The sequence below is a fragment of the Micromonospora globosa genome (genome assembly GCF_000717585.1).
Lineage (GTDB): Bacteria > Actinomycetota > Actinomycetes > Mycobacteriales > Micromonosporaceae > Micromonospora > Micromonospora aurantiaca.
The window spans coordinates 136,688-160,734 of sequence record NZ_JNZR01000001.1 but is presented as its reverse complement, the minus strand read 5'-3'; the positions used below and the strand labels follow the sequence as shown (position 1 = coordinate 160,734).

At 75.8% G+C, this 24,047-nt stretch carries 5 protein-coding genes; all 5 read right to left on the bottom strand.

Annotated features, from left to right (window positions below):
• Window positions 1-113: 113 nt before the first annotated feature.
• Genes IF06_RS0100610 through IF06_RS0100590 form a run of 5 tightly spaced genes read right to left on the bottom strand, consistent with a single transcriptional unit; the run spans window position 114 to window position 24,028 of the window.
• Window positions 114-1,307, bottom strand: a complete 1,194-nt coding sequence (locus IF06_RS0100610; RefSeq protein WP_013287039.1) for an alpha/beta fold hydrolase — start codon at window positions 1,305-1,307, stop codon at window positions 114-116.
• Complete coding sequence (locus IF06_RS0100605) at window positions 1,304-2,539, bottom strand: hydroxymethylglutaryl-CoA synthase family protein (RefSeq protein WP_013287040.1); 1,236 nt, start codon at window positions 2,537-2,539, stop codon at window positions 1,304-1,306. Before IF06_RS0100605 ends, IF06_RS0100610 begins: the two co-directional genes overlap by 4 nt.
• On the bottom strand, window positions 2,536-2,784 hold the full coding sequence (locus tag IF06_RS0100600) for an acyl carrier protein (RefSeq protein ID WP_013287041.1): 249 nt from the start codon (window positions 2,782-2,784) through the stop codon (window positions 2,536-2,538). The genes IF06_RS0100605 and IF06_RS0100600 overlap by 4 nt, the downstream gene beginning before the upstream one ends.
• Window positions 2,781-3,716, bottom strand: a complete 936-nt coding sequence (locus IF06_RS0100595) for an LnmK family bifunctional acyltransferase/decarboxylase (RefSeq protein WP_030268226.1) — start codon at window positions 3,714-3,716, stop codon at window positions 2,781-2,783. The genes IF06_RS0100600 and IF06_RS0100595 overlap by 4 nt, the downstream gene beginning before the upstream one ends.
• Entirely contained in the window at window positions 3,713-24,028 is a 20,316-nt protein-coding gene (locus IF06_RS0100590) for an SDR family NAD(P)-dependent oxidoreductase (RefSeq protein ID WP_030268223.1), read from the bottom strand. Before IF06_RS0100590 ends, IF06_RS0100595 begins: the two co-directional genes overlap by 4 nt.
• Between the last annotated feature and the right edge of the window lie 19 nt (window positions 24,029-24,047).

Below are 24,047 nucleotides of genomic sequence, written 5' to 3'. Positions count from 1 at the left end.
GCCCCCGTGTCACCGGGTTCAGTTCAGCGCGGGCGCGCACGGGGCGACGGTGCTGGCCTTGATGGACTCCAGCTTGCGCACCGGGAGCGACTTCTTGGGCGCGGTCTCCTTGGTCATGGGAACACCTCCTCTCCACCTCTCGTCGGGACGGGGGGCACCCGCCGGCCGGCTTCGGCGGGAGATCGTGTGCCGAGGGCGTCGTCGCCGGCGACGAATCGCGCGGCGAGGTCGACGAGGCTCTCCTCGGCGTGGAACAGCGACAGGTGGTCGCCGTGCTCGGCGACGTGCAGGACGGACCCGGCGATCCGGGCGGCCACGGCCCGCGACCCGGCGGGGTGCGCCGTGTGGTCGTCCTCGCTGGTGACGACGAGCGTGCGCGTGGTCAGCCCGGCGAGGTACGGGCGCAGGTCCGTGCCCATGATCGCGCCGTTGAGCCGGCAGTACCGGCGCAGCAGCTCCGGCGTCGCGTACGGGTACGTGACCAGGTGCGCCAGCCGTGGCGGGGCGACGCCGAGCATGGTGTTGGTGAGCACCGCGTGCACCGCCGCGGCCTGCTGCGGGCTGCGGGCGGCCATCGCCATCAGGGCCTGCAGGTTCTGCTGGTGGTCGGTTTTCGGGCTCTCGTCGCCGAGGTCGAAGTCGCCGTGCCAGAGGCTCAGCGACGACACCCGCTCCGGCGCCCGCGCGGCCGCGACGACCGCGAGCACCGCGCCGCCGCACAGGCCGATCAGGTGCGCGCGGCGCAGCCCGAACCGGTCCAGCACCGCGAGGAGGTCGTCGGCCTGGGCCACCACGCCGGTGTCGGCGGAGAATCCGTCCACGTCCGCGAACAGGCCCCGCGTCTCGGGGACGAGCACGTGGAAGTCGCGGGACAGCCGGCCGGCCCAGCCCTCGGCGAGCCGGGCGGGCATCCCGCACGCGGACACCATCAGCACCGGCGGCCGGTCCGGGTCGCCGGCGGCGTACGTGGGCAGCACCACCCCGTCGCCGGTACGCACGTCGGTGCGCCGGAAGCGGCAGGTGAAGTCCTGTTCGCGCGCCTCGGCGACCACGCGCGGCTCGTCCGCCGGCGGCGGTGCCGGGTTCGCGTCGAGGTCCAGCAGGTCGCTCACCACCCGCTCGAAGGGGCCGAGGTCGGCGGCGTCGGTCACCGGCGTCGGTGCCGGCACGTCCAGCCGGTCGCACAGCCGGGCCAGCGCGGCCGCGGTGGCCGGGTCGGCGCACCGCACCCGTACCGGTGGCGGCAGCACCCGCAGCAGCGGACCCGCCGCCAGCAGCGCGGCGGCCAGATCCCGCCCCGGCGTCACGCGCCTGCTCCGATCCACTCGTAGCTGCGGTGGTAGGCGCGGACGCCGGTGCAGGCGAGCAGTGTGCGCGCACCGGCCACCCGGTCCAGCACCTCGGCGTACCGCCCCGGGTCGATCCGCTTGTCCGCCACCGGCACCAGGCAGTCGGCGTTGTCGGCGAGGATCCGCTTGTACTCGTCGAACGTCAGCTCGCACCGGCCGGCGAGGTGCTCGCCGATGCGCATCCGGCCGACCTCGGCGGTGGACCGGCCGTCGACCAGGCCGCTGTAGAACTCGGCGGCGCAGCCCGAGCCGTACGAGTACATCCCGACGCGTACCGGGTCGTCGGGCCGCAGGTGGTCGATCAGGCTGGCCAGGGCCAGGTAGACCGAGCCGGAGCAGAGGTTGCCGACCAGCCGCGGGTACTCCAGGCCGGGCGCGACCCGGCGGGCGAAGTCCGCGTCGGCGTCGGGCAGCCGGTGCTCGCGGGCGAGCTTGCGGTGCGCCGCGCGGACGATGCCCGCGAACGGCGTGTGCATGGCCAGCCCGGCGAACGTGGTGGCGAAGTCGACGTCCGCCACCTTCTCCGCGTAGTGCGCGTAGGCGTTCGTCAGGCAGTCCAGGTAGGCGAACAGCGAGCGGTCGGCGTCGGCGACGTCGAACGTCGGGCCCGGCCGGGCCGAGTCGAACGTCTCGTAGCTGTGCGTCCCGAACGCCCCGAGGTCCACGTCGAGCACCCGCGGGTCGTCGCCGAGCAGCACCGCGGCGGCGCCGGTGCCCATCGCCGGCTCGGTGTACGAGGCGTTCTCGTTCACCAGTGACACGTCCGTCGCGATCACCAGCGCCTTGGCGCCCGGTGACAGGCCGGCGGCGAGGTAGCCGCAGGCGAGCTGGAGCGCCCCGGTCGCGGCGTAGCAGGCCTGTTTCACCTCCAGCATCCGGCAGCGGCGGCTCAGCCCGAGGTGCCGGTGCACGTACGAGGCGATCGACTTGCTCAGGTCCAGGCCGGACTCGCTGGAGGTCACCAGCAGTTCGATCCGGTCGCGGTCGGCCTCGTCCATCGCGTCGAGGATCGGCTTGGCGGCGTTCACCGCATGCGTGACCGGATCCTCGAACGGCAGCGCGACCGACTTCGCGGTCATCATCAGGTTGCCGAGGCGGGCCGCGTCCAGACCGCGCCCCTCGAACAGGACCGGCACCGCGACGGAGGCCACCCCGCAGTACACGTTCAGGGCCTCGATGCCCACGTTCATGCCGTCACCTCGCAGAGGTACGCGACCAGGTGGTCGATGTCGGGCAGGTCGCTGAAGCTGCCGAGGGGCTCGTCGACGCCGAGCCGCTCACGGAGGGCCAGGATGATCTCGACCCGGTCGATCGAGTCGGCGCCCAGGTCGCGCAGGTGCGCGTCCCCCGGGATCCGGTCGCCGGGGACCGCCGGCAGGATCTCGGCGATCACCTCGTGGACCACCCGCCGGACCGCTTCGTCGCTGGGGCTCACGTCGTTCCCTCCGTCCGGGTCTGCGAAAGGGCCACCGCGAGCGGCCGTCCGGTGTCGCGGTCGGCGAGCACCACCCGGACCGTCTCGTCGGCGCCGGGCACGTCGCCGCCCGGCCGCCGGGACACCCGCACCCGCAGCACCGCGCCCACGTCGGCGTTGCCGAGGTAGCTCATCCGCTGATCCAGCACGATCCGCCGGAGGAAGCCGGCGTCGGTGCCGCCGCGGTGCCGCCACAGCCGCAGCGACGCCCAGTCCACGATGGAGAAGTAGGACGCGAAGTAGAGCAGTCCCACCCCGTTGAGGTCGCGGCTCGGATCGACCGGGTAGTCCAGCGCCAGCCGGTCCAGCGGGTCGGACGGGTCGGGCTCGGCGCCGAGGGCGCGCAGTTCGGCGTACGCGCGCCGGGGCGAGTGCCGCGCGGGCAGCACGGGCAGGTGCCCGTGCCGGAACCCCGGTGGGGACGCGCTGCGCAGGTCGCCGTTGCCGCCGGACGGGCCGCGCACCACCCAGCGGTTGAAGTTCTGCGCGTACAGGCATCCCGGGTCGGGGTGGGCGTAGAACTCGTCCGGGTCGACGACGCGTCCCGGCCGGTCGCCGCGCCGGATCTCGTGCAGCGTCAGCACCGACTCGCTGCCGGAGGCGAAGGACCGCGAGTCCACCCGCAGCACGTCGCCGAAGGTCATGCCGCGCACGTGCAGGTCCGCGCCGCCGCGCAGGTGGATGTAGTGGAACGCCAGGTAGGTCGGCATCCCGTCGGCGTCGCGGGCGGTGTAGACGTTGGTGTCGCAGAGCGCGCTGACGGTGTCCCAGGTCCAGTCGCCGACCTGGCCGACGAACAGCGACCCCGGCCCGCACATGCCGGGCCGCACCACAGTCGTACGGGTCGTCGCGTCGGGACCGAGCAGTTCCAGCTCGGGAGTCAGGACGGTCACGACCCCTCCCCTCCGGCGCCGCGCAGGAAGTCGGTCAGGATCCGGTTGCACTCCCGAGGGCTGGTCAGATACGGGAAGTGGCCGGCGTCGGCGATCTCCTCGTAGCGGGCGCCCCTGATGCCCTGGTGCAGCAGCCGCGCCGTCTCCGACGGGATGACTGTGTCGTGCCGGCCCTGCACCACGAGCGCCGGCAGGTCCAGCTCGCCCAGCCGGTCGCGGAGGTCCGGCCGGGCCGCGAACACGTCGAGGTAACGCAGCCCGGTCTGGGGGTCCATGCTCTCGCAGCGCAGCAGCAGCGCCTCCACGGCGGCCCGCTCGTGCCGCAGCCGGTCCGCGCCGGACCCCTCGATCGTGCGGTCGAGGTCCTGGGCGGCCACGACGGCCAGCCGGTTGATCTCACCGACCCGGTTGCCGATCTTGTAGGAGCTGCCGAGCAGGATCAGCGAGGCGGTGTCCTCCGGATGATTCAGGGCGAACGTGAGCGCGACCAGGCCGCCGAACGACGCGCCTGCGACGTGGACCGGGCCGTCGACCCCGATCTCCCGCAGCACCCGCAGTTCGAGGGCGGCGATCCCGTCCAGGGTGAGGTCGGCCGAGGCGGTGCTCGCCCCGACGCCGGGGTGGTGGACGCTGATCACCTGGTACCGCCCGGCCAGCGCCTCGAACTGGCGCGCGAAGACGCCCGCGCCGATGTTGAACGGGTGCGCGAGCAGCAGCGGCGGGCCGTCGCCGGCGGTGAAGACCTCCACCTGGGCGCCGGCCACCGGCACCACCCGTCGGCGTACGGCCGGCTGGTGTTCCCGCAGCACGCTGCCGTTGTCGTCGGCCGGCGCCTGGTCGCGCAGCGCCTGCCGGACGTCCTCGGGCACCCGGTCGGCGGGCTGGTAGACCGCCCGGGCCGCCTCCCCGGCCGTGCGGACCCCGCCGGTGACCAGTTCGGGCATCTCTCCCGGTGCGGCGGCGAGCGCGGCGACGGCGGCCACCACCGCCTCGGCGTCGTCGGGCCCGAAGCCGACCGGCACTGCCAGCCGGACGGTGCCGGCGAGCGGCCCTCCGATCGCCAGGTGCGGCGCGCCCCGGACTCCGGCGCCGGCGTAGAGCCAGGCCAGCCCGGACATCGTGGGGTGCTCCTGACCGGCCAGGCCGGGCATCCGGGCGAGGTCGAGCAGGACACAGTGGGCGCCGTCGACGTCCACGACCGGCAGGCCGGCCGCCCGCAGGCCGTCGCGGAGCACCGCGACCGCGGCGACGCGCCGCCGGACCAGTTCCGTGACGCCCCGGCGGTCCGCGAGGGCGGCCCGCAGCGTCATCCGGGTGGCCCGGTCCACCTCGGAGCCGCGCCGCGCCACGTGCTCGCGCAGCCGCGCCGCCAGTTCCGGGTCGCGGGTGGCGACCAGGCCGCCCGCTGTGACGCCGAAGTCCTTGGACAGGCTGAGCGTCGCCGTGTCGGCGACGGCGAGCAGGTCCCGCACCACCGCCCAGGGATCCCCGCCGGGGCCGGCGAGCGCGACGGCGTTGTCGACGACGCGGCTGGCGTCCAGGACGAGCGGCACCCCGTGCGCGGCGGTGACGCGGCGCAGCTCCCGGAGGGCGTCGGGTTCGACGGGTACGCCACCGGCGGCGTTGTTGGCCGCCTCCGCCACCACGAACGACACCGACCCGGCGGGCCGGCGGGTCAGCTCCGCCGCGAACGCCTCGATCGTCTCCGGGTCGAGCCGGCCCACCCCAACGGCGACCGGTTCGTAGCCGAGGTCGGCGAGCGTCGACAGCCAGGTCGGGAAGGCCGCCGCGTGCAGCACGACGCCGCGCGGGCCGGGGTGGCAGCGGCACAGCAGTTCCTCGGCCGTCCGCCCGGACCGGGTCGGCACCACCTCGGGCATGGGCAGCCAGTCGTGCGCGGTGAGCTCCGGCGGGCCGGACCGTTCGGCGAGCAGCCGCGTCCGGGCGGCGACGAAGCCGTCCGCCCGCTCCGCCCAGGAGTCGGTGAGCAGGTCGAAGGGGACCAGCTCGGTCGGCAGGGCGAGCGCGTTGTACCCGTGCGCGGCCAGCAGATCCGTACGTCCCGGCCGCAGCGCCGGGTCCGGCGGCGGGCCCGCGTCCTCCGGCGGCGCGGCGTTGTGCGACGGCACGGCGGCGTCCGGCGGCACGATGGCGTGCGGCGGCGGTGCGGCGTTCAGCGGCGCGGGATCGGCGGGGGCGCCGTCCACGAGGTCTGGATTGGCGATCATCAGGATGATGTCGGTGACCGACGTACGGTCGCCGGTCGCCGGCTGGCACAGGTAGATCGGCGTGTTCTCGGGCCGGAACTTGTTCTTGAACTGGAAGTTGCCCGGCCCGAAGACGCCCACCGAGTGCAGCTCCGCCAGCGCGTCCGCCACCGCCGGGTCGGCGTTCGGCGACTCGGTGATGGCGACGCCGAAGCTCGCCCCGAAGCTGAACGACGTGCAGCCCTCGGCGGCGGTCACCTCGATGATCCGGACGATCGCCCACTCCAGGCCACCGGCGGGCATCTCGTCGGCGTAGAACTCCAGATCGAGCAGGTATCCCCGCTCGGACGGGATCCGGGTGACGATGACCGCGTTGACGAGAACGTCGTCCACACGGGTGAGGAAGACCCGGTGCCGGGGGTCGAGCGTGCCGCCGCCGATCTCCTCCCGGACCACGCCGACGTACGGGTTCACCATCTGCTTGCGGCGACCCCAGGAGTCGATCAGACCGACGATCTGCCGGTCGGTCTCCGGCGACGCGCCGGCCTGATACTCCTCGATCCGGCAGTCACCGGCCCGCTCGAACCGGTGCAGGAGGCTGCGCAGGCGCTGCATCCGGCCGCCCCGTACGGTGAACGAGGCCAGGTCCGTCAGGCGCTGCACCGCCCCGAACGGGGTCGCGGTGACCGGTTCCCCGGCGACCTCGGTCAGGTGGGCCAGGGACAGGAAGTTGGGCCGCAGGCCGTTGCGCCGTGCCCACGCGATCCACTCCGCGACGAGGTCGTGGAAGTGGTCGTGGTGCCCGACGAAGCTCCAGGCGAACACGTCGTCGCCGCGGACCGAGAAGTTGACGTAGCCGGCCCGCGCCGAGTCGACGAACGCGTACGGTGCGATGTCCCGTCCGGCCAGCCCGCCCTCCTTGGCGTGGCGGCGGTCGAGGTCGGCCAGGAGGTCACGCAGCGCCGGGCGGCCGGGCAGGGTCCGCTTGCGGACGACTACCGGCTCGCCGTCGACCTCGGCGCCGCTCTCGATCGTCCGGCCGGTGGCCCGTGGACCGGTGCCCGTCTCGGTCCGGACGCCGGTCCCGGCGGACCGCCCGGCCAGGAACGCGGTGAGGTCGGGCATCGTGGGGTGGTCGAACAGCAGGGTCTTAGGCAGCGCGCCGTAGCGCTGTTCCAGGGCGCCGACGACCCGCAGCATGTCGAACGAGGTGAGGCCGCTGTCGGCGAACGTCCGGCCGGGCTCGACGGCACGCTCCAGCACCCCGGTCACGATCTCCTCGACGCCGTCTCCGGCCGGTGTGACCGGGCGTGATGCCTGCGTACCGGCGGCCACGAGCGCCGCCACCGCCTCGACCGTGTCGTGCTCGTACAGGTCGGCGGCGGTGATCTCCACGTCGAACGTCGCCACCACCAGCCGGGCCAGCTCCATCCGGAAGATCGAGTCGAGGCCGAGGTCGGCGAACGCCCGGTCGGCGGTGATCTCCGTACGGTCGGCGCCGAGCACCCGCGCCACACAGTCCCGTACCGCCTCGGCCACCTCCGCGGGCGCCGGCCCCTGGGCGACGGCGGCGGCCGGCCGTTCGGCGCGGCCCGGCTGGTCGACGGGGGCGTGCGGTTCGACGGGGCTCGGCCGCTCGGGGGCGGCCGGTAGCGCGGCGGCGGGTGGCGCGGCAGCGGGTAGCGCGGCAGCGGGTGGCGCGGCAGCGGGTGGCGCGGCAGCGGCGGAACCGGCTCCGGCCGGGTGGGTGGCCGGTCGGGCCGGGCGGGCGAGCACGCCCACCGGGGCCGCGCCGTTCGACGCGGGTCCGCCGTTCACCGCTCCCGCGTCGGCGGCCGTGCGCCGGCCCGCGCCGTTCCTGCGCAACGCCGACGGATCACGCAGCACGATCCGGTCGGCGGCGGTGCGCCGGACCGGGGCGGGCGGCTCCGCCGGAACACGCGGGGCGGGCAGCTCGGCCGGGGCGGGCCGGGAGGGTGCGGCGGCGCGGGCCGGTCCCTCGTCGAACCAGAAAGGCCGGGCGTCCAGCGGCGGGGCGGGGACGGAGATCCGGGCCGGCCGGTGGTCCCAGGTCGCCGCCCAGTCGACGTCGCCGCCGGCCAGCCAGGTCTCGGTCTCCGCGTCGAGGCGGGGCGGCGCCTCGCCGCGCAGCACCGCCACCGCCTCGGCGGCGTCGGCGACCACCGCGGCGAACCGGTGGGCCAGGGCCTCCCGTCCCACCTGGAGCGTGTACGTGGCACGGGCCATGTCGGTGCTCTCCGCGAGGTGGTCCGCGACCCGGCGCCGGTACTCCGCCAGCGCCGCGGGGCCGGACGCGGACAGCACCAGGCGCCAGGGGCCCGACGCCGGGGACGCCGGCAGCGGCGGCGGCGACTGCACGACCACGTGGGCGTTGGTGCCGCCGAAACCGAACGAGCTGACCCCGGCGACCCGGTCGCCGGTCCACGGCACGTCGTGGTCCAGCACTGTGAACGGGGTGCCGTCCAGCCGCAGGTACGGGTTGCGCCGATGCTGGTGCAGCGTGCGCGGCAGCCGTTCGTGCCGCAGGCTCAGCAGCACCTTGAGCAGCCCGGCGATGCCGGCCGCGGCCTCCAGGTGGCCGATGTTCGTCTTCACCGTCCCGACCGCGATCGTGGCGTCCACGCCCTCGAACGCCTTCTTCAGCCCTTCGATCTCGATCGGGTCGCCGAGCCGGGTGCCGGTGCCGTGGGCCTCGATGTAGCTGACGCTCGCCGGGTCGACGCCGCCGGCCCGGTACGCCCGGCTGACGACCTGCGCCTGCGCCTGCGGGTTCGGGGCGGTCAGCGACGGCCCGCGGCCGGCGTGGTTCACCGCGCTGCCCCGGATGACGGCGATCACCTGGTCCCCGTCGGCGACCGCCGCGCGCAGCGGTTTGAGCAGCACGACGCCGCAGCCCTCGCCGCGGCCGTATCCGTCGGCGGAGGCGTCGAACGTCTTGCACCGGCCGTCGGCGCTGAGCATGCCCGAGGACTGGAACGCCACGAACAGGCCGGGGCTCAGCAGCACGTTCACCCCACCGGCGAGCGCCGTGGCGCACTCCCCGGCCAGCAACGCCCGTACCGCGCGGTGCACCGCGACGAGCGAGCTGGAGCAGGCGGTGTCGACGGCCTCGCTGGGGCCGCGCAGGTCCAGCAGGTAGGAGACCCGGTTGGCCAGGATGCAGTCGGCGAGGCCGCTGGCGGTGTGGGCCTCGACCGGCACGTCGTGCGCGCGGAGCAGGTCGTCGTAGTCGCAGGCGGACACGCCGACGAAGATCCCGGTGTCGGTGCCGGCGAGGTCCTCCGGCCGGTATCCCGCGTCGGCGACGGCCTGCCAGGCGGTCTGGAGGAACAACCGCTGCTGCGGGTCCATCAGCGCGGCCTCGCGCGGCGCGATGCCGAACAGGTCGGCGTCGAACGAGCGTACGTCGTCGAGGAAACCGGCGCGGACACCGGCGGTGGCCGGGTCGCCGAGCAGGTCGGTGCGGTCGGCCGGGACCGCGCGGACGAGGTCGTCGCCGGCGGCGAGGTGCCGCCAGAAGGCGTCGAGGTCCGGCGAGCCGGGCAGTACCCCGGCCATTCCCACCACGGCGACCGCGTCGGCCGGCAGGTCCGCCGAGGGCTCGGCGGCCTCCGCCGCGGGCCGGGCCGCCGTGAGCCCGGCGTCCACGGTGGCCGGGGCCGGCCGGGCCGGGAGTACGGTGCGCAGGTACGCGCCGAAGGCGGCGAGCGTGGGGTGCTCGTAGAGGACTGTGGGCAGCAGGTCGACGCCGAAGCGCTCGTTCGTCTCGTTCACCAGCCCGGTCAGCGAGATGGAGTCGAAGCCCAGGTCGAGCAGTTGGATGTCCGGGTCGACCTCGTCCGGTTCGACGAGCAGGAACCCGGCGGCGAGCGCACGCAGCTCCGCGTCCAGGTCCAGCTCCGGGTCCGGAACACCGGCCGGGGCCTCCGGCGCGACGTCCACCGGGCGCTGCACCGCCACCACCGGCTCGGTGCCCGACACGACGCGGTCGAACGCCCGTACCGCGTCGGCCGTCGGCAGCGGGGCACTCCCCCAGCGCCGCGCGAACAACCGGCGGGTGGCGTCGTCGACGGCCATCCCACCGTCGGCCCACAGCGGCCAGCAGACGGACACCGTGCCGGGCCGGCCTGCGGCGAACTCGTCCAGGAACGCGTTGGCGTACGCGTAGTCGACCTGCCCGAGGTTGCCGGTGCGTCCGGCGATCGACGAGCACAGCGCGAGGAACTCCAGCGGTTCCGTGCCGAGCGCGTCCACCAGGTGCCGCAGGCCGAACACCTTCGGGGCCAGCACCGCGTCGACGGCGGTCGCCGGCTTCGTCAGGGCGCGGGCGTCGTCGTGCACGCCCGCGGCGTGAATCACCCCGTCGATGCGCCCGTAGCGGCGGCGGATCTCGGCCACGGCGCTGCGCACGTCGGACTCGACAGTCACGTCCGCGCGGACGAACGCGAAGGCGTCGTCGGCCGGCGCGGTCCGGCCGACCAGCACCACCGCCGAGGGCGTACGGGTCGCGGCGAGGTGTGCGGCGAGGTGCCGGCCGACGGCGCCGGTGCCGCCGACCACGACGTACACGCCGCCGGTGCGCCGGACGGCCGGGCCGGGCCGGAACGGCACCATCCGGCGTACCTCACGGACGCCGCCGGTCCAGCAGATGTCGTCGACCCGCTGCTCCGGCGGCCCGGAGACGTGCCACAGGTCCGCCTCGGCGGTCACCCCACCCCGGACCACCGCCCCGGAGAAGCCGCTGTGCTCCAGCGCGAGCGTGCGCAGCGCCGCCGTCACGGCGGTGTAGGCAGGCCGCTCGTCCGGGCAGCCGACGACGATCCGCAGCGACGCGGCCGGATCCGGGGTGAGCACCTCGACGGCGGCCCGCAGGACGGTGTGCAGGCTCTCGCGCACCTCGTCGGCGAGCCCGCCGGCACGGGCCGGCAGGTGCACCACGATCACGTCCGGGTCGGCCTGGTCGTGGCGGCCGCCGAACGTCGGGCCCTCGCCGATCACCCGGATGCGGGCCGGCGGCCGCCCACCCTCCGGCGGCGGCTCGGCCCGCCACTGCGGCCGCAGGTACACGCACGGGTCGCTCTCGGGCACGCCGGTCTCCCGCGCCGCCACGTCCGGCACGACGCTCCCCGGCACGACGATCTGCGGCACCGCCGCCTCGGGCACGACGGTCTCCCGCACCGCCGCCTCGGGCGCGGCGGTCTCCGGCACCGTCGCCTCCGGCACCGCCAGGCCCGGCAGCGCGGCGGCCCGGCCGTCGGCGGTCCGGTCACCCTCCGGTACGGACGGCGGCGCCGGTGGCCGTGCGGTACCGGTCGGCTCGGGCAGCCACAGCCGCTGCCTGTCGAACGGGTACGGCGGCAGCGGCACCCGTCCCGGCCGTACCGGCCAGCGGCCCGCCCAGTCGACCGGGACGCCGCGTACCCACAGCTTCGCCGACTGGTCGAGCCGGCCGCGGCGCAGCAGGTCGGCGGCGATCTCGGCGCCGCCGTCGCCGTCGAACAGCGGATCGGTGCCGGCGGTTCCGGTAATGACCTCGCCGGCTCGCAGCCGGCGGACCAGCTCGTCGATGTCGGACACGACGACGGCGAGCCGGTTGTCGAACTCCGCCCGCCCGACCTGGGTGCTGTACGCGAGCTGGTCGAGGCGCGGGCGCGTCCGCTCGACCAGGTCGGCCAGGTCGGCCGTGAGCGTCCGCAGCTGCTCCGGGGTCCGCGCCGACAGCACCACGACGTGCGGCCCCGGCTGGACGGGCGCGGGCGGCGGCGCGGGATGCTCCCGGACCACGAGGTGCGCGTTCGCGCCGCCCGCCCCGAACGAGCTGACCCCGGCGCGCCGGGGCGCGGTCCACGGCTGTGCGCTCGTCGGCAGCAGGAACGACCCGGACAGGTCGATGCGGGAGTTGACAGTGGACAGGTTCGCGCAGGGCGCGATCGTGCCGTGCGCGAGTTGCAGCAGCACCTTCGTCAGGCCGGCGATGCCGGCGGCGCCTTCGAGGTGACCGATGTTGGCCTTGACCGAGCCGACCGGGATCCGCCGGCCGTCCGGCAGCGCGTTACCGAGCGCCCGGCCGAGACCGGCGATCTCGATCGGGTCGCCGAGAGCCGTGCCGGTGCCGTGCGCCTCCAGATAGCCGACGTCGCCGGGTGTCACCCCGGCCGCGGCGAGCGCCCGGACCACCAGGTCGGCCTGCGCGGTGGGGTTGGGGACGGTGTAGCCGGCGGTCCGGCCGCCCGCGTTGACGAAGCCGCCCTCGATGACGCCCCAGATCCGGTCGCCGTCGCGCAGGGCCGCGGACAGGGGTTTGAGCAGTACCGCGCCGACGCCCTCGCCGGGCACGAACCCGTCGGCGCGCTCGTCGAACACCTTGCAGGCGCCGTCGGCCGACAACATGGTCATCGACGACAGCGCGATCAGGTGCGCCGGGTGCAGGACCAGGTTGACGCCACCGGCGACGGCCGCCGAGCACTCCCCGCGGCGCAGGCTCTCACAGGCCAGGTGGACCGCCGTCAGCGAGGAGGAGCAGGCCGAGTCGACGGCGAAGCTCGGTCCGGTCAGGTCGAGCGTGTACGACACCCGGTTGGCGATCGACCAGTACGCCGAGTGCCCGTCGGTGTAGCGGCCCTCCGGCCAGCCCTGCGCGGCGGCGATGCGGCCGTACGAGCCGTACATGGTGCCGACGAAGACGCCGGTGTCGCGCGGCAGGGCTCCGCCGAGGGCGCCCGCGTCCTCCAGCATCAGCCAGACGGTCTCCAGGAACAGCCGCTCCTGCGGGTCCATCGCGGCCGCGTCCTTCGGCAGGATGCCGAAGAAGCCGGGGTCGAACCGGTCGACGTCGGTGAGGAACCCGGCCCACCGGCTGTACGTGTGCCCCGGCCGGCCGCGGCGCGGGTCGAAGTGCTCGCGCCAGTCCCACCGCTCCGGCGGCACCTCCGTGATCGAGGTGGTGCCGGTGACCAGGTTCTGCCAGAACCGCTCCAGGTCCGGCGCGCCCGGATAGCGGCCGGACAGGCCGACGACAGCTATCGCGTCCGCGTCGCCCCGGGCGGCGGAGGCCGAGGTGACCGAGGTGACCGAGGTGACCGGGGCGGCCGGGGCGGCCGGGAACGCCGGGACGGCCGGTCGCTCCGGTTCCGCCGGGTGGACCGGCGCCGGCACGGCGTCCACCGCCGCGACGCCGAGCGTGGCGGCGAGCGGGCCCGGCCGTTCCCGGGCCAGGTGGTCGGCGAGCTGCTCGATCGTCAGGTGCTCGAACAGCAGGGTGGCCGGCAGGTCGCCGAGGTCGGCCGAGAACCGGCGTACGAGGTGCTGGCTGACCAGCGAGTCGACGCCGAAGTTGTCGAACGTGACGTCGTCGTCGAGCTGGTCGGGGCGGTACTTGAGGACCTCCGCGAAGACCGCGCGGACGTAGTCCCGGGCGGCGCGGGCCGGCACCCGGTCCACCGGCGCCGCACCGGCCGTCGCCACGAGCACGCACTGCTCCTGCTCGTCGTCGGGGACACCGGGCATGCCGAGGATCCGGCCGGTCAGGCCCGCCTCGGCGAGCGCCGCGCGCCACCCGGCCGGCGACAGCAGCGGGGAGTGCGGCAGCCGCCGCCGGGCGTCGGTGAACCGCCACCAGCCCGGCAGGAGGCCGAACGTCGCGGTGAGGAAGTCGGAGGCGCGGGTGACCTCGTTGAGCAGCAGCACACCGCCGGGGCGCAGCAGGGATCGGGCATGGCGCAGGCTGTGGACCACGTCCGCGGTGGCGTGCAGCACGTTCGTGGCGAGCACGACGTCGTACGAGCCGGCCTCGAAGCCCTGCCCGGCCGGTTCCCGTTCGATGTCGAGGACGCCGAACCGCAGGCCCGGATGGCGTCCGCCGAAGCGGTCCTCGGCCTCGCGGAGGAACGCGGTCGACAGGTCGGTGAAGTCGTACCGGACGCCCGGGCAGGCGTCGAGGACGAACGCCGAGCCCGCGCCGGTGCCGGCGCCGATCTCCAGCACCCGGCCCGGGCGGCCGTCCGTCCGTCCGAGCGCAGCGGCGGCCTGCGCCGCCACCAGGCGGTGGTAGAAGTCCGCGGCCTGCTGCCCCTGGTAGACGGCGGCGACCAGGTCGGTGCTGCCGCCGGGGAAGAGCACCTCGGTCGGTGAGGTCCGGCCGTCCAGGACGCCGGGCAGGGCGTCGACGCACCGGGCCAGCAACGCGACGTGCGGGGCGAGGTCGGGGTGCCGGGCGAGCACGGCAGCGGTGGACAGGCCGGCCGGGGGCGCGGACACGGCCGCGGCGACGGCGGCCGCCAGCGGCCCGGAGGCCGGCACCTGACGGTCCCGGAGCCGGTCGCGCAGCAGGTCGCGGGCCAGCCCGTCGAGGGTACGGAAGGCCGCGCTGGACCGGTCCAGCGACGGGTCGGTGTCCCCGGCGGCGGTGCCGTCCGTCGAGGGTGGTGCCGCGAGCGCGGTGACGGCGTCGTCGGCGGGCGCCGACGGGTGGACGCCGAGTGCGGCGAGCCCGTCCCTCGTGCCCTTGAGGACAGCCACCTGTGGGTGCGGGCCGGCGAGGATCCGCTCCAGCGCCGCGACGCCCTCGGCCGGCTCGATGGAGCCGATGCCCAGCGTCGCGAACCGGGCCGCGTACCCGGGGTCGGCGACCACGCCGACGCTGCCCCACCAGCCCCAGTTGACCACGCGTACCGGTTGTCCCCGGCGGTGCAGCGCCAGCCCGTACGCGTCCTCGAACGTGCTCGCGGCGGCGTAGTTGGCCTGCCCCGGGGCCGGAGCGAACGACAGCGCCGAGGAGAACAGCGCGAGGAAGTCCAGCGGCTCGCCGGCCAGCGCGTCGGCGAGCACACCGACACCGGCGACCTTCGGCCGCAGCACCTCGGTGAACGCCGCCTCGTCCATCGCGGACAGGGCACGGTCACGGAGCACGACCGCGGCGTGGAACGCGCCGTCGACGGGCCCGAACCGCTGTCGAGCCTCGGCCACCGCGCGGCGGACCGCGACGGCGTCGGTGACGTCGGCACGCAGGTAGACGGCCTGTCCGCCCAGCGCCTCGATCTGCGCCACCAGGGACCGGATGCGCTCGTCCTCCGGGGACCGGCCGAGCCACACGAGCCGGGCACGGCGGGTCCGGGCGAGGTGACGGCTGACTTCGAACCCGATGCCGCCGGTGCCGCCGACGACGAGGTAGACACCGCCGTCGCGCAGCGGCGCCACGCCTGCCGGCCCGGCCACCGGCTCCAGTCGGCGGACCAGGCGGCGGTCACCACGCAGCGCGACGAGTCGGTCGGTGCCGTCCTCGCGGCGGATCGCGTCGGCCGGGGTGACGTCGCCGGGACCGGCGTCGACACAGGTGACCCGCCACTGCGGATACTCGGCCGCGATCGCGCTCGCCAGCCCGGCCAGGCCGGCGGCGTGCGGGTGGACCGGCTCGCCGGGCAGGCCGGCCACCCCGGACACGACGAATGTGAGCGTCAGCGGTCCCCGGTCCGCGCCCAGGTCGAGCAGGCGGCGCAGCAGGCGGAACGCCTCGGGCGTCGCGGAGTCGTCCTGCGGCGGGGCGGCCGGGTCGGCCGTGCGGGCGAGCACGTACACCGTGTCGTACCGGCCGGTGGGCAGCTCGCCGAGCGGCAGCGTGTCGTCGGCGCCGAGGGCGGCGGCGAGCGCGGCGTCGGCGGGGCCGTGCACGGCGAGGGCCCGCCCGGCAGGCGGTTGGCCGGAGGGCGCACCGGCCGGCCGCCAGGCCGGGACGTACAGCAGGTCCTCCGGCGGCGCCGTCACGACCGGCCGGCTCTCGGCCGATGCGGCGCCGGACGCCATGTAGGGGCGCAGCGTCACACCGTCGAGCCGGGCCCGGACGTCACCGGTCAGGTCGGTGAGGACCACGTCGAACCGTCCGCCGTCCCGGCGTACCACGTGGACGCGGGCGGTCGTCGGCAGCCGGTCCGCGACGAAGACCGACTCGACGGCGAACGGGACGAGCATCCGGTCGGCGGGATCGACCAGCCCGGCGACCGCCTGCAACGCCCCGTCGAGCAGCTGGACGTCGCTGTCGGGGCCGGTGGCGAGCATGCCGAGCGCCTCACCGGCGCCCAGCCGCAGCTCCGTCAGCACCCGGAAGGACGGCCCGTAGCGCAGACCGGCCCGGGCGAATCCCGCGTACAGGTCGTCGACCGGACGGCGGACGGGGCAGCGGGCCTCGACTGACGGCAGGTCCACCCGCTCCGGCGGTGCCGGGTCGGGGGCGCGGCGGGTGGCGACGGCGTGCGGTGTTCCCCCGACGGTGAGGGTGATCCGGTCGTCCCGGGTGACGACAGCCGTCACCGGCTCGGTGACCACGACGGGCCGCAGCCAGGTCACGTCGGCGGCGCGGGCGGTCCCGCCGGCGGTGGCCTGGTGCAGGAACGCCGCGCCGGGCAGGACCGGGACGCCGTGCAGCGTGTGGTCGGCCACCAGCGGGTCGGCCGGGGTGAGGGCCGTCTCCCGCCGGTCGCGGCCGGTCCAAAAACGGTCGCGGTCGAAGGGGTACGTGGGCAGCGGGATGCGACGCCCGGCCGGCATCGCCGTCCAGTCCACGTCCGCGCCGGCCACCCAGCGCTCGGCGAGGGCGACCAGGTCGGCCGGCGCGTCGGGCGCGGGCGGCCCGCCGGCGAGCTGCCGGACCAGGTCGGCGGTGTCGGCGGCGACGAACGCGGCCCGGACCGCCAGGTGCGCCCGGCCCCGCGCGAGGGTCGCGGCGACGTCGTGGACGTCGGCCGGTTCGGTACGCAGGCGCCGGGCCAGCCGGTCCGTCAGGTCGCGCAGCGCGGACGCGGTACGGGCCGAGACGGGTACCACCACCGGCCCGGTGCCGGTGCCCGCCGTCGCGGCCGGCGCCTCGGCCACCACGAGATGGCAGTTGGTGCCGCTGAAGCCGAACGAGCTGACGCCGGCGACCAGCCGGTCGTCGTGCCACCCGGTGAGTTCGCGCACCACCGGCAGCCCGGGGATCGCCTCGGTGGCGTGCGGGGTCGGTGGCAACTGCCGGTGCCGCAGGCTGAGCAGCACCTTGATCAGGCCGGCCACGCCGGCGGCCATCGTGGTGTGACCGATGTTCGCCTTGACCGAGCCGATCCGGCAGTGCGGGCCGACGACCTGGGCCAGCGCCTTGACCTCGATCGGGTCGCCGAGCGCGGTGCCGGTGCCGTGCGTCTCGACGTACCCGACCTCGACGCCCGCCCGGGCGTGGACCTCACGCAGCAGACGGACCTGGGAGACCGCGCTCGGCGCGGTGATGCCGTTGGTACGGCCGTCGCCGTTCACGCCGCCGGCGAGGATGACGCCGTGGACGTGGTCGCCGTCGGCGAGCGCCCGGTCCAGCCGCTTGAGGACGACCACGCCGACGCCCTCGCCGAGCACGATGCCGTCGGCGGCGGCGTCGAACGGCAGGCACCGGCCGGTCGGCGACAGCATCCCCGTCTGGCTGGTCCAGACCTGCATCTGCGGCGTGCACATCACCGCGACGCCGCCGGCCAGCGCCGTGTCGCAGTCGCCCGAGCGCAGGCTCTCGCAGGCCAGGTGCACCGCCGTCAACGACGACGAGCACGCGGTGTCGATCGCCATCGTGGGCCCGGTCAGGTCGAGCAGGTACGCGATCCGGGCCGGCAGGATCGAGCTGGCCCCGCCGAGGAACGCCTCGCTGCTGTCGCTGCGTCCGTGCCGCTCCAGCAGCCGGGGATAGTCGCCCGCGCCGCAGCCGACGAAGACGCCGCACCGCATCGGCCGCCCGGCGTACCCGGCGTTCTCCAGTGCCGCCCACGCCTGCTCCAGGAAGATCCGCTGCTGCGGGTCCATCGCCTCGGCTTCGAGCGGTGAGATGCGGAACAGCCCGGCGTCGAACGCGTCCACGTCGTCCAGCAGCGCCGCCCACCGGCTGCGGGTGCGGCCGGGTGCGGCCGGGTCCGGGTCGTAGAGTCCCGTCAGGTCCCAGCGGTCGGACGGCACCTCCCGGATGGCGGACCGGCCGGCGGCGAGGTTGTCCCAGAACGTGTCGAGGTCCGGGGCGCCCGGGAATCGTCCGGCCATCCCGATCACCGCGATCGCAGTCGACGGGTCCGCGCCCGGCGACGCCGCGTCCGAGGCCGGTGTCCCGGCCGGTGCGGATGACGACGCCGGTGCCGGTGTCGCCGCCGGTGCCGGCTCTCGGTGGGAAGGCGACGCGGGCGGTGGGCGGACGGCGAACGTCAGCGGCGGGGGCTCCGGGGCCGTGGCGGGGGCGGCCCCGGACGGCGGGGCAGTCCCGGGCGCCGCGCCGGGCGCGGTCAGGACCAGTGGCGGCGGGCCCGCGGCGGCCGGCGAGGCGACAGCCGGCGCGGTGACAGCGGCCGCAGCGGGCGCGGCCACCTCGGCGACGGCCGGCGTAGCGGCCTCGGTGACAGCGGGCGCGGGTGCGGCGGGCCCGGGCACCTTGGCCGGGACCGGTTCGTCCACGACGGACGGCTCCGGGGGCGCGGTGGCCTGGGCGCGCAGGGAGGCGGACTCGGCCAGGTTGCGCAGCACCGCCTGGGCGAGATCGGGCACTGTGGGGTGGTCGTACACGGCTGCCGAGTCCAGGTCGGTGCCGAACCGGCGGTTGAGGTCCCGCACCAGCTCGACGGCGCCGATGGAGTCCAGTCCCAGGTCGGCGAAGGTGCGGGACGGCAGCACCTCGTCCGGGCGCAGGTACAGCAGGGCGCCCACGATCTCCGTCACCGCGTCGCCCACCGCGCCGTCGTCCGGTCCGGGCTCCGGCTGCGCGGCCGGCGTCGCCCGGCTACGGAACTCGTCGACCTTGGTGAAGTGCTCCCGTACCAGGGCGGCGGACTCCGCGCCGAGGACGTTCCCGTGCATTCGGACCTCGCTGGCGATGACCTCGGGCAGCCGGTCGAGGATCCGGCCGGCGAGTTCGTTCTTGAGCGACCGGATCACCGCCGGTGGCTTGTCCGCCATGGACCGGGCCAGGTCCAGCGCGGCCGGAACGACTTCCTGCGGCGGCAGCACGGTCACGCCGGCTCCGCGCCGGCTCAGCTCGGCGCCGGTCATCGACCGTCCGGTCAGCATCATCTCGGCGGCCAGGGCGGGGCCGAGGCGTTGCTCCAGGATGTAGGTGGCGCCCATGCCCGGGGTGAAGCCGTAGCGGGTGAAGTTCGCGCTGTACACCGACGTGTCGCCGAGGACGACCACGTCGCCGTAGCAGGCGAACGCCAGTCCCCCGCCGGAGGCGTGCCCGGCGGCGGCGGTGACGACCGGCCGGGTGCAGCGCAGGATGCCCTCGTACACGAGCGCGGCGTCGGTGAACGTGCCCTCGCCCTCGGCCAGCGCCCGCAGGGCCTCGGGAGTGCCGCCCATGCTGAATACCGAGCCGTGGCCGGTGATCACCACCGCACGTACGTCGTCGCGCCGCTCGATCTCCGCGAACGTGTCCCCCAAAGCCGCGAGCAGCCCGTCGGTGAACATCGGCGCGCGCATCGACACCAGCGCGACGCCCTGGTCCAGGACACGGAACTCCAGGTCCGGCCCGTCCGGCACGACCACGTCGCCGTCGACGGCCGGTGGCGGGCTCGCGGCCACCGCGACGGCGTCGCCACCGCCGGTCCCGGCGCGGAGCGTGCCGGCGGAGCCGGCGCGAGCGGCGTCCCAGCCGCCGATCCAGCAGGGCTCCTCCGGCAGCGGGCAGGTCGGCAGCGGTACGCGGCGGGGATGCCCGTCCGGGTAGCAGGCGGACCAGTCGACCGCGCCGCCGCCGACCCAGTGCCGGGCCACCTCGTGCAGGTCACCGGCCCGGAAGGCCGCCACCGGATCGCCGGTGGCGGGCGCGCCGGTGGTCACCACGTCCCCGGTGTCCGCACCGCGGGCGAAGCGTTCCAGCGCGCTGCGCAGCGCGTCGGTGCCGGACGTCACGACGGCGATGCGGACCGCCTGCGGCGCCCGTCCCACCTGCGTCGTGTAGGCGATGTCGCGGACGCCCCGGTCCGCGGCGAGTTCGTCGAGGCGCGTCGCAACGCTCAGCCGGCCGATCGCCTCCACCCCGACCAGGTCCGCCAGCCGCGCCGGGTCGAGCCCGAGATCGCCGAGGGTCGCCGACGGTTCCAGCGCCTCCTCGGGTACGCCGAGAAGGTCGGCCACCGCCGCGGTCGGGCCGGTCGACTCCGGCAGGCCGGCCGCCATCGCGCCCGCGTACGCCCGCAGTGTCTCGGCGGTCGGCGCGGAGAGCACCACGAGCGCCGGCCCGTCCGGCGCGGGTGCGGCGGCGGGGGCGAACTCCTCGACCAGCACGTGCGCGTTGGTGCCCCCGGCGCCGAACGCGCTGACGCCGGCCCGCCGCGGTACGCCGGGCGGCGGAGTCCACGGCTCCAGCGTGCGCTGGACCCGCAGCGGCACGGCGGCGAAGTCGATGTGCGGGTTGAGTTCCTCGGCGTGCAGCGACGGCACGAGCGCGCGGTGCCGCAGTTGCAGCAGCACCTTCGTCAGGCCGGCTATCCCGGCGGCGCCCTCCAGGTGCCCGATGTTCGACTTGACCGAGCCGATCGCGCACGCCCCGGCCGGCAGGTCCGCACCGTCGAACGCCTGCCGGAGGCCCTCGACCTCGATCGGGTCGCCGAGCGCGGTGCCGGTGCCGTGGGCCTCGACGTAGCCCAGCGTGGCGGGGGCCCAGCCGGCCGAGTCCAGCGCGGCGCGGACGAGCGCGGCCTGGGAGCCGGGGCTCGGTACTGTCGCCCCGGCGGTACGTCCGGTGTGGTTCACCGACGTCGCGCGGATGACGCCGTACACGTGGTCGCCGTCGGCGAGCGCGCGCGACAGCGGCTTGAGCAGCACCGCGCCGACCCCCTCGCCGGGCACGTAGCCGGTGCCGTCCGCGCCGAACGCGCGGCACCGGCCGTCGGTGGACAACCACTGCCCCTGCGCGAGCTGGAGGTACTTCTGCGGGTGCACCGTCACGTTCACGCCGCCGGCCAGGGCGAGCGTGCACTCGCCCCGCCGGATGCTCTCGACCGCGAGGTGCACGGCCATCAGCGACGACGAGCAGGCGGTGTCGACGGCCAGGCTCGGCCCGGTCAGGTCGAAGGTGTGCGAGACGCGGTTGGCGATCGCGCAGTGCATCGCGGTCGGGGCGACGCCGTCGGTGGCCCCGCCGACGAGCTGGTAGTGGTTCCACATGACGCCCGCGTAGACGCCGACGACCTCGCCGCGCAGGGTCTCGGGCGGATGTCCGGCGTTCTCCAGGGCGTGCCAGCAGGTGGTGAGGAACAGCCGTTCCTGGGGGTCCATCCGCTCGGCGTCGCGCCGGGACACCCCGAAGAAGGTCGGCGCGAAGCGGTCGACGCCGTCGAGGAAGCCGCCCCACCGGCCGTACGTACGCCCGGGGGTGCCCTTCTCCGGGTCGAACAGCGCCGCGTGGTCCCAGCGGCCGGCGGGCACCTCGGTGATCGCGTCGACGCCGCCGGCCAGGTTGCGCCAGAACGCGTCCAGGTCGTCCGCGCCGGGGTAACGCCCGGCCACGCCGACCACCGCGACCGCGTCGTCGCCCGGCCCGCCCACGGCCGGCTCACCGACAGCCGGTCCGCCGTCGGACCCGGCAGCCGGGCGCGAGACGGCGGCAGCTCCGAGGGCCGGGCGCGAGGCGGCGGTGGCCGCAGCCGCACCGGCGGCCGGCACGAGTTCCCGCAGCCGGTCCGCCTGCCCGTGCAGGACCAGCACCGCGTCGTACGGACCGCGCAGCACGTCGCGCAGGACGCCCAGCGCGGTGTCGGTGGGCATCGGCTCCTGGCCGGTGTGCTCGGTCGAGCGGCGCAGGGCGTCGGCGGGCGCGCGCATGCCGCCCTCGGCCCAGTACGGCCAGCCGATGACGACGGTCCGGCCGCGACCGCGCCGCTCGACGTGCCGCAGGCCCGCGTTGGCGTACGCGTAGGCGGCCTGACCGGGGTTGGCCACGTCGGCCGAAGCGGAGGAGAAGGCGACCAGGAAGTCGAGCGCGTCACCGGCGGTGGCGGCGTCGACGTGGCGCAGGCCGTCGAGTTTGGGGGCGGCGACGGCGGCGAGGTCGCCCGGATCGCCGCGGAAGAACAGCCCGTCCCGGGTGACGCCGGCGCAGTGCAGGACCCCGTCGATCCGGCCGAACCGCTCCCGTACACCGGTCACCGCCGCGTCCACAGCGGCGGCGTCGGTGACGTCGGCGATGGCCACGTGCACCTCGGCGCCCGCCGCGCGGCACCGGTCGACGAGCGCCGCCGCGGGCGCGGTACGCGACAGCAGGGCGATCCGGGCCCGGTGCCGCCGCGCGAGGTGCGTCGCGAGGACGGCGGCGAGACCACCGGATCCCCCGGTGATCAGATAGACGCCGCCGTCGCGGAACGGCTCCCCGCCCGTGGCCCCGGCGGCCGGGTCCACCTCGCGCCATCGCCGCACGAGACGCCGGCCGCCGACGTGGCGGACCTCCGGCTCGGCGTCGCCCGCGCGCAGCTCGGCGCGTACCGCGGTGGCGAGGTCGCGGGCGTGATCGACCTGGACGAACCGGCAGCGCAGGCCGGGGATCTCGGCGGTCACGGTACGGGCCAGCGCCGCGGTCGCCGCCTGCTCGGCGGTGGTCTCACCGGCGTGCACGACGAGCAGGTCGCGCGGTCCGGCGTCGACGAGGGCGGTGGCGGCGCGCCACAGGTCGGCGGCCGGGTCGTCGGTCAGCAGGACGACGGCGGGCGGCAGGTCAGGGGCGTCGCGGAGCCGGTCGACGGAGTCCACGTGGGCGGCGGCGAGCCCGGCGGGGAGCGCGCCGCCCACCACGAGCGCCTCCGGGGTACCGGTGCTCGGCGGCGCCGGGTCCGCGGGCACCCAGGCGTCGACGAAGGACAGCACCGTCGACTCGGGGGCGGCCGGAGCCGCGGCGGCCACCGGCGCGTCGGACGACTGAGGGACGGCCGGCGCGGCCGGGGCCTGCCCGGTGGACAGGTGCGCGGCGAGCGCGTCGATGGTGGTGTGCTCGAACAACAGCGTCGGGTAGAGCTTGCGGCCGACGAGCTGCTCGACCCGCTCGGTGAGCCGGAGCAGCGCGACCGAGTCGAAGCCGAGGTCGTAGAACCCGGTGCCGGTCGCCACCTCGGCGGGCGGCCGGCCGAGCATGTCCGCGACGGCGGCGCGCAGCGTGTCGGTGAAGCCGTTCGCGGCGCCCGGCGAGGACGCCGCGGGCTGCCCGGGCACCGTCGCCGGTGGCGCGGCGGCGGGCCGGACCGGCGCGGCGTCGGCCGACACGTCGGCGAGCAGCCGGCGTACCAGCCCGGATTCGCGGATGCGCTTGCAGGTGAGGCCGGTGAAGCCGGCCAGGAACCGGCCGTCCGCGTCGCGGATCGTGTAGTCGGTGGTGATCACGTCGCCGGACGGCGCGAGCCGTTCCGGGCGCGGCACGTGGACATGACACGTCGGCGGCAGCGGCTCGGGTGCCCGGAACTCCTGGACGAACATCGGCACGAACGGGTCGTCGGTCGGCATCCCGACCTGCCCGAACCCGGCCAGCGTCGAGGCGTCCAGCGAGGCCGGGTGCAGGTGGAACCCGGCGGCTGCGGCCCCCGGTTGCTGCTCGCGGGTCAGGTCGGCCAGGAGCGCGCCGCCGCCGATGTGCAGGGTGCCGCGGCAGCGCATCGCCGGGCCGTGGCGGATGTGCTCCCGTACCGCCCGCTGGTAGAGCACCTCCACGTCGTCGTGCCGGTCGGCGGCGGCCCGCAGCGCGGCCAGGTCGAGCGGCGGCGGGACCGGCTCGTCGGTGAGGCAGATCAGCCCGTGAGCGTTGTCGTGCCAGCCGGACACCGGGTCGTCACCGCGAAGCCAGCGGCTGCGGACGGTGAACGGACGCCCCGCGTCCTGTGGTTCGCCGATGGTGAGCACGACCTCGCGGTCGAAGCCGTCGGTGGTGACGATCGCCTCGGCGAGCACTGTGTCCCGTACGCAGAGCCGGCGGTGGTCCCAGCCGGCCGCGACGGCGGTGCGGTAGACGAGGTCGAAGAAGACGACGCCGGGAAGCACCGACACCTCGTGCAGCCGGTGGTTCCGCATGACGAAGTCGTCGTGGGTGAGCCGGAACCGGCTCTGGACGTCGGCCATCGGGAACCTGCCTCCGGTC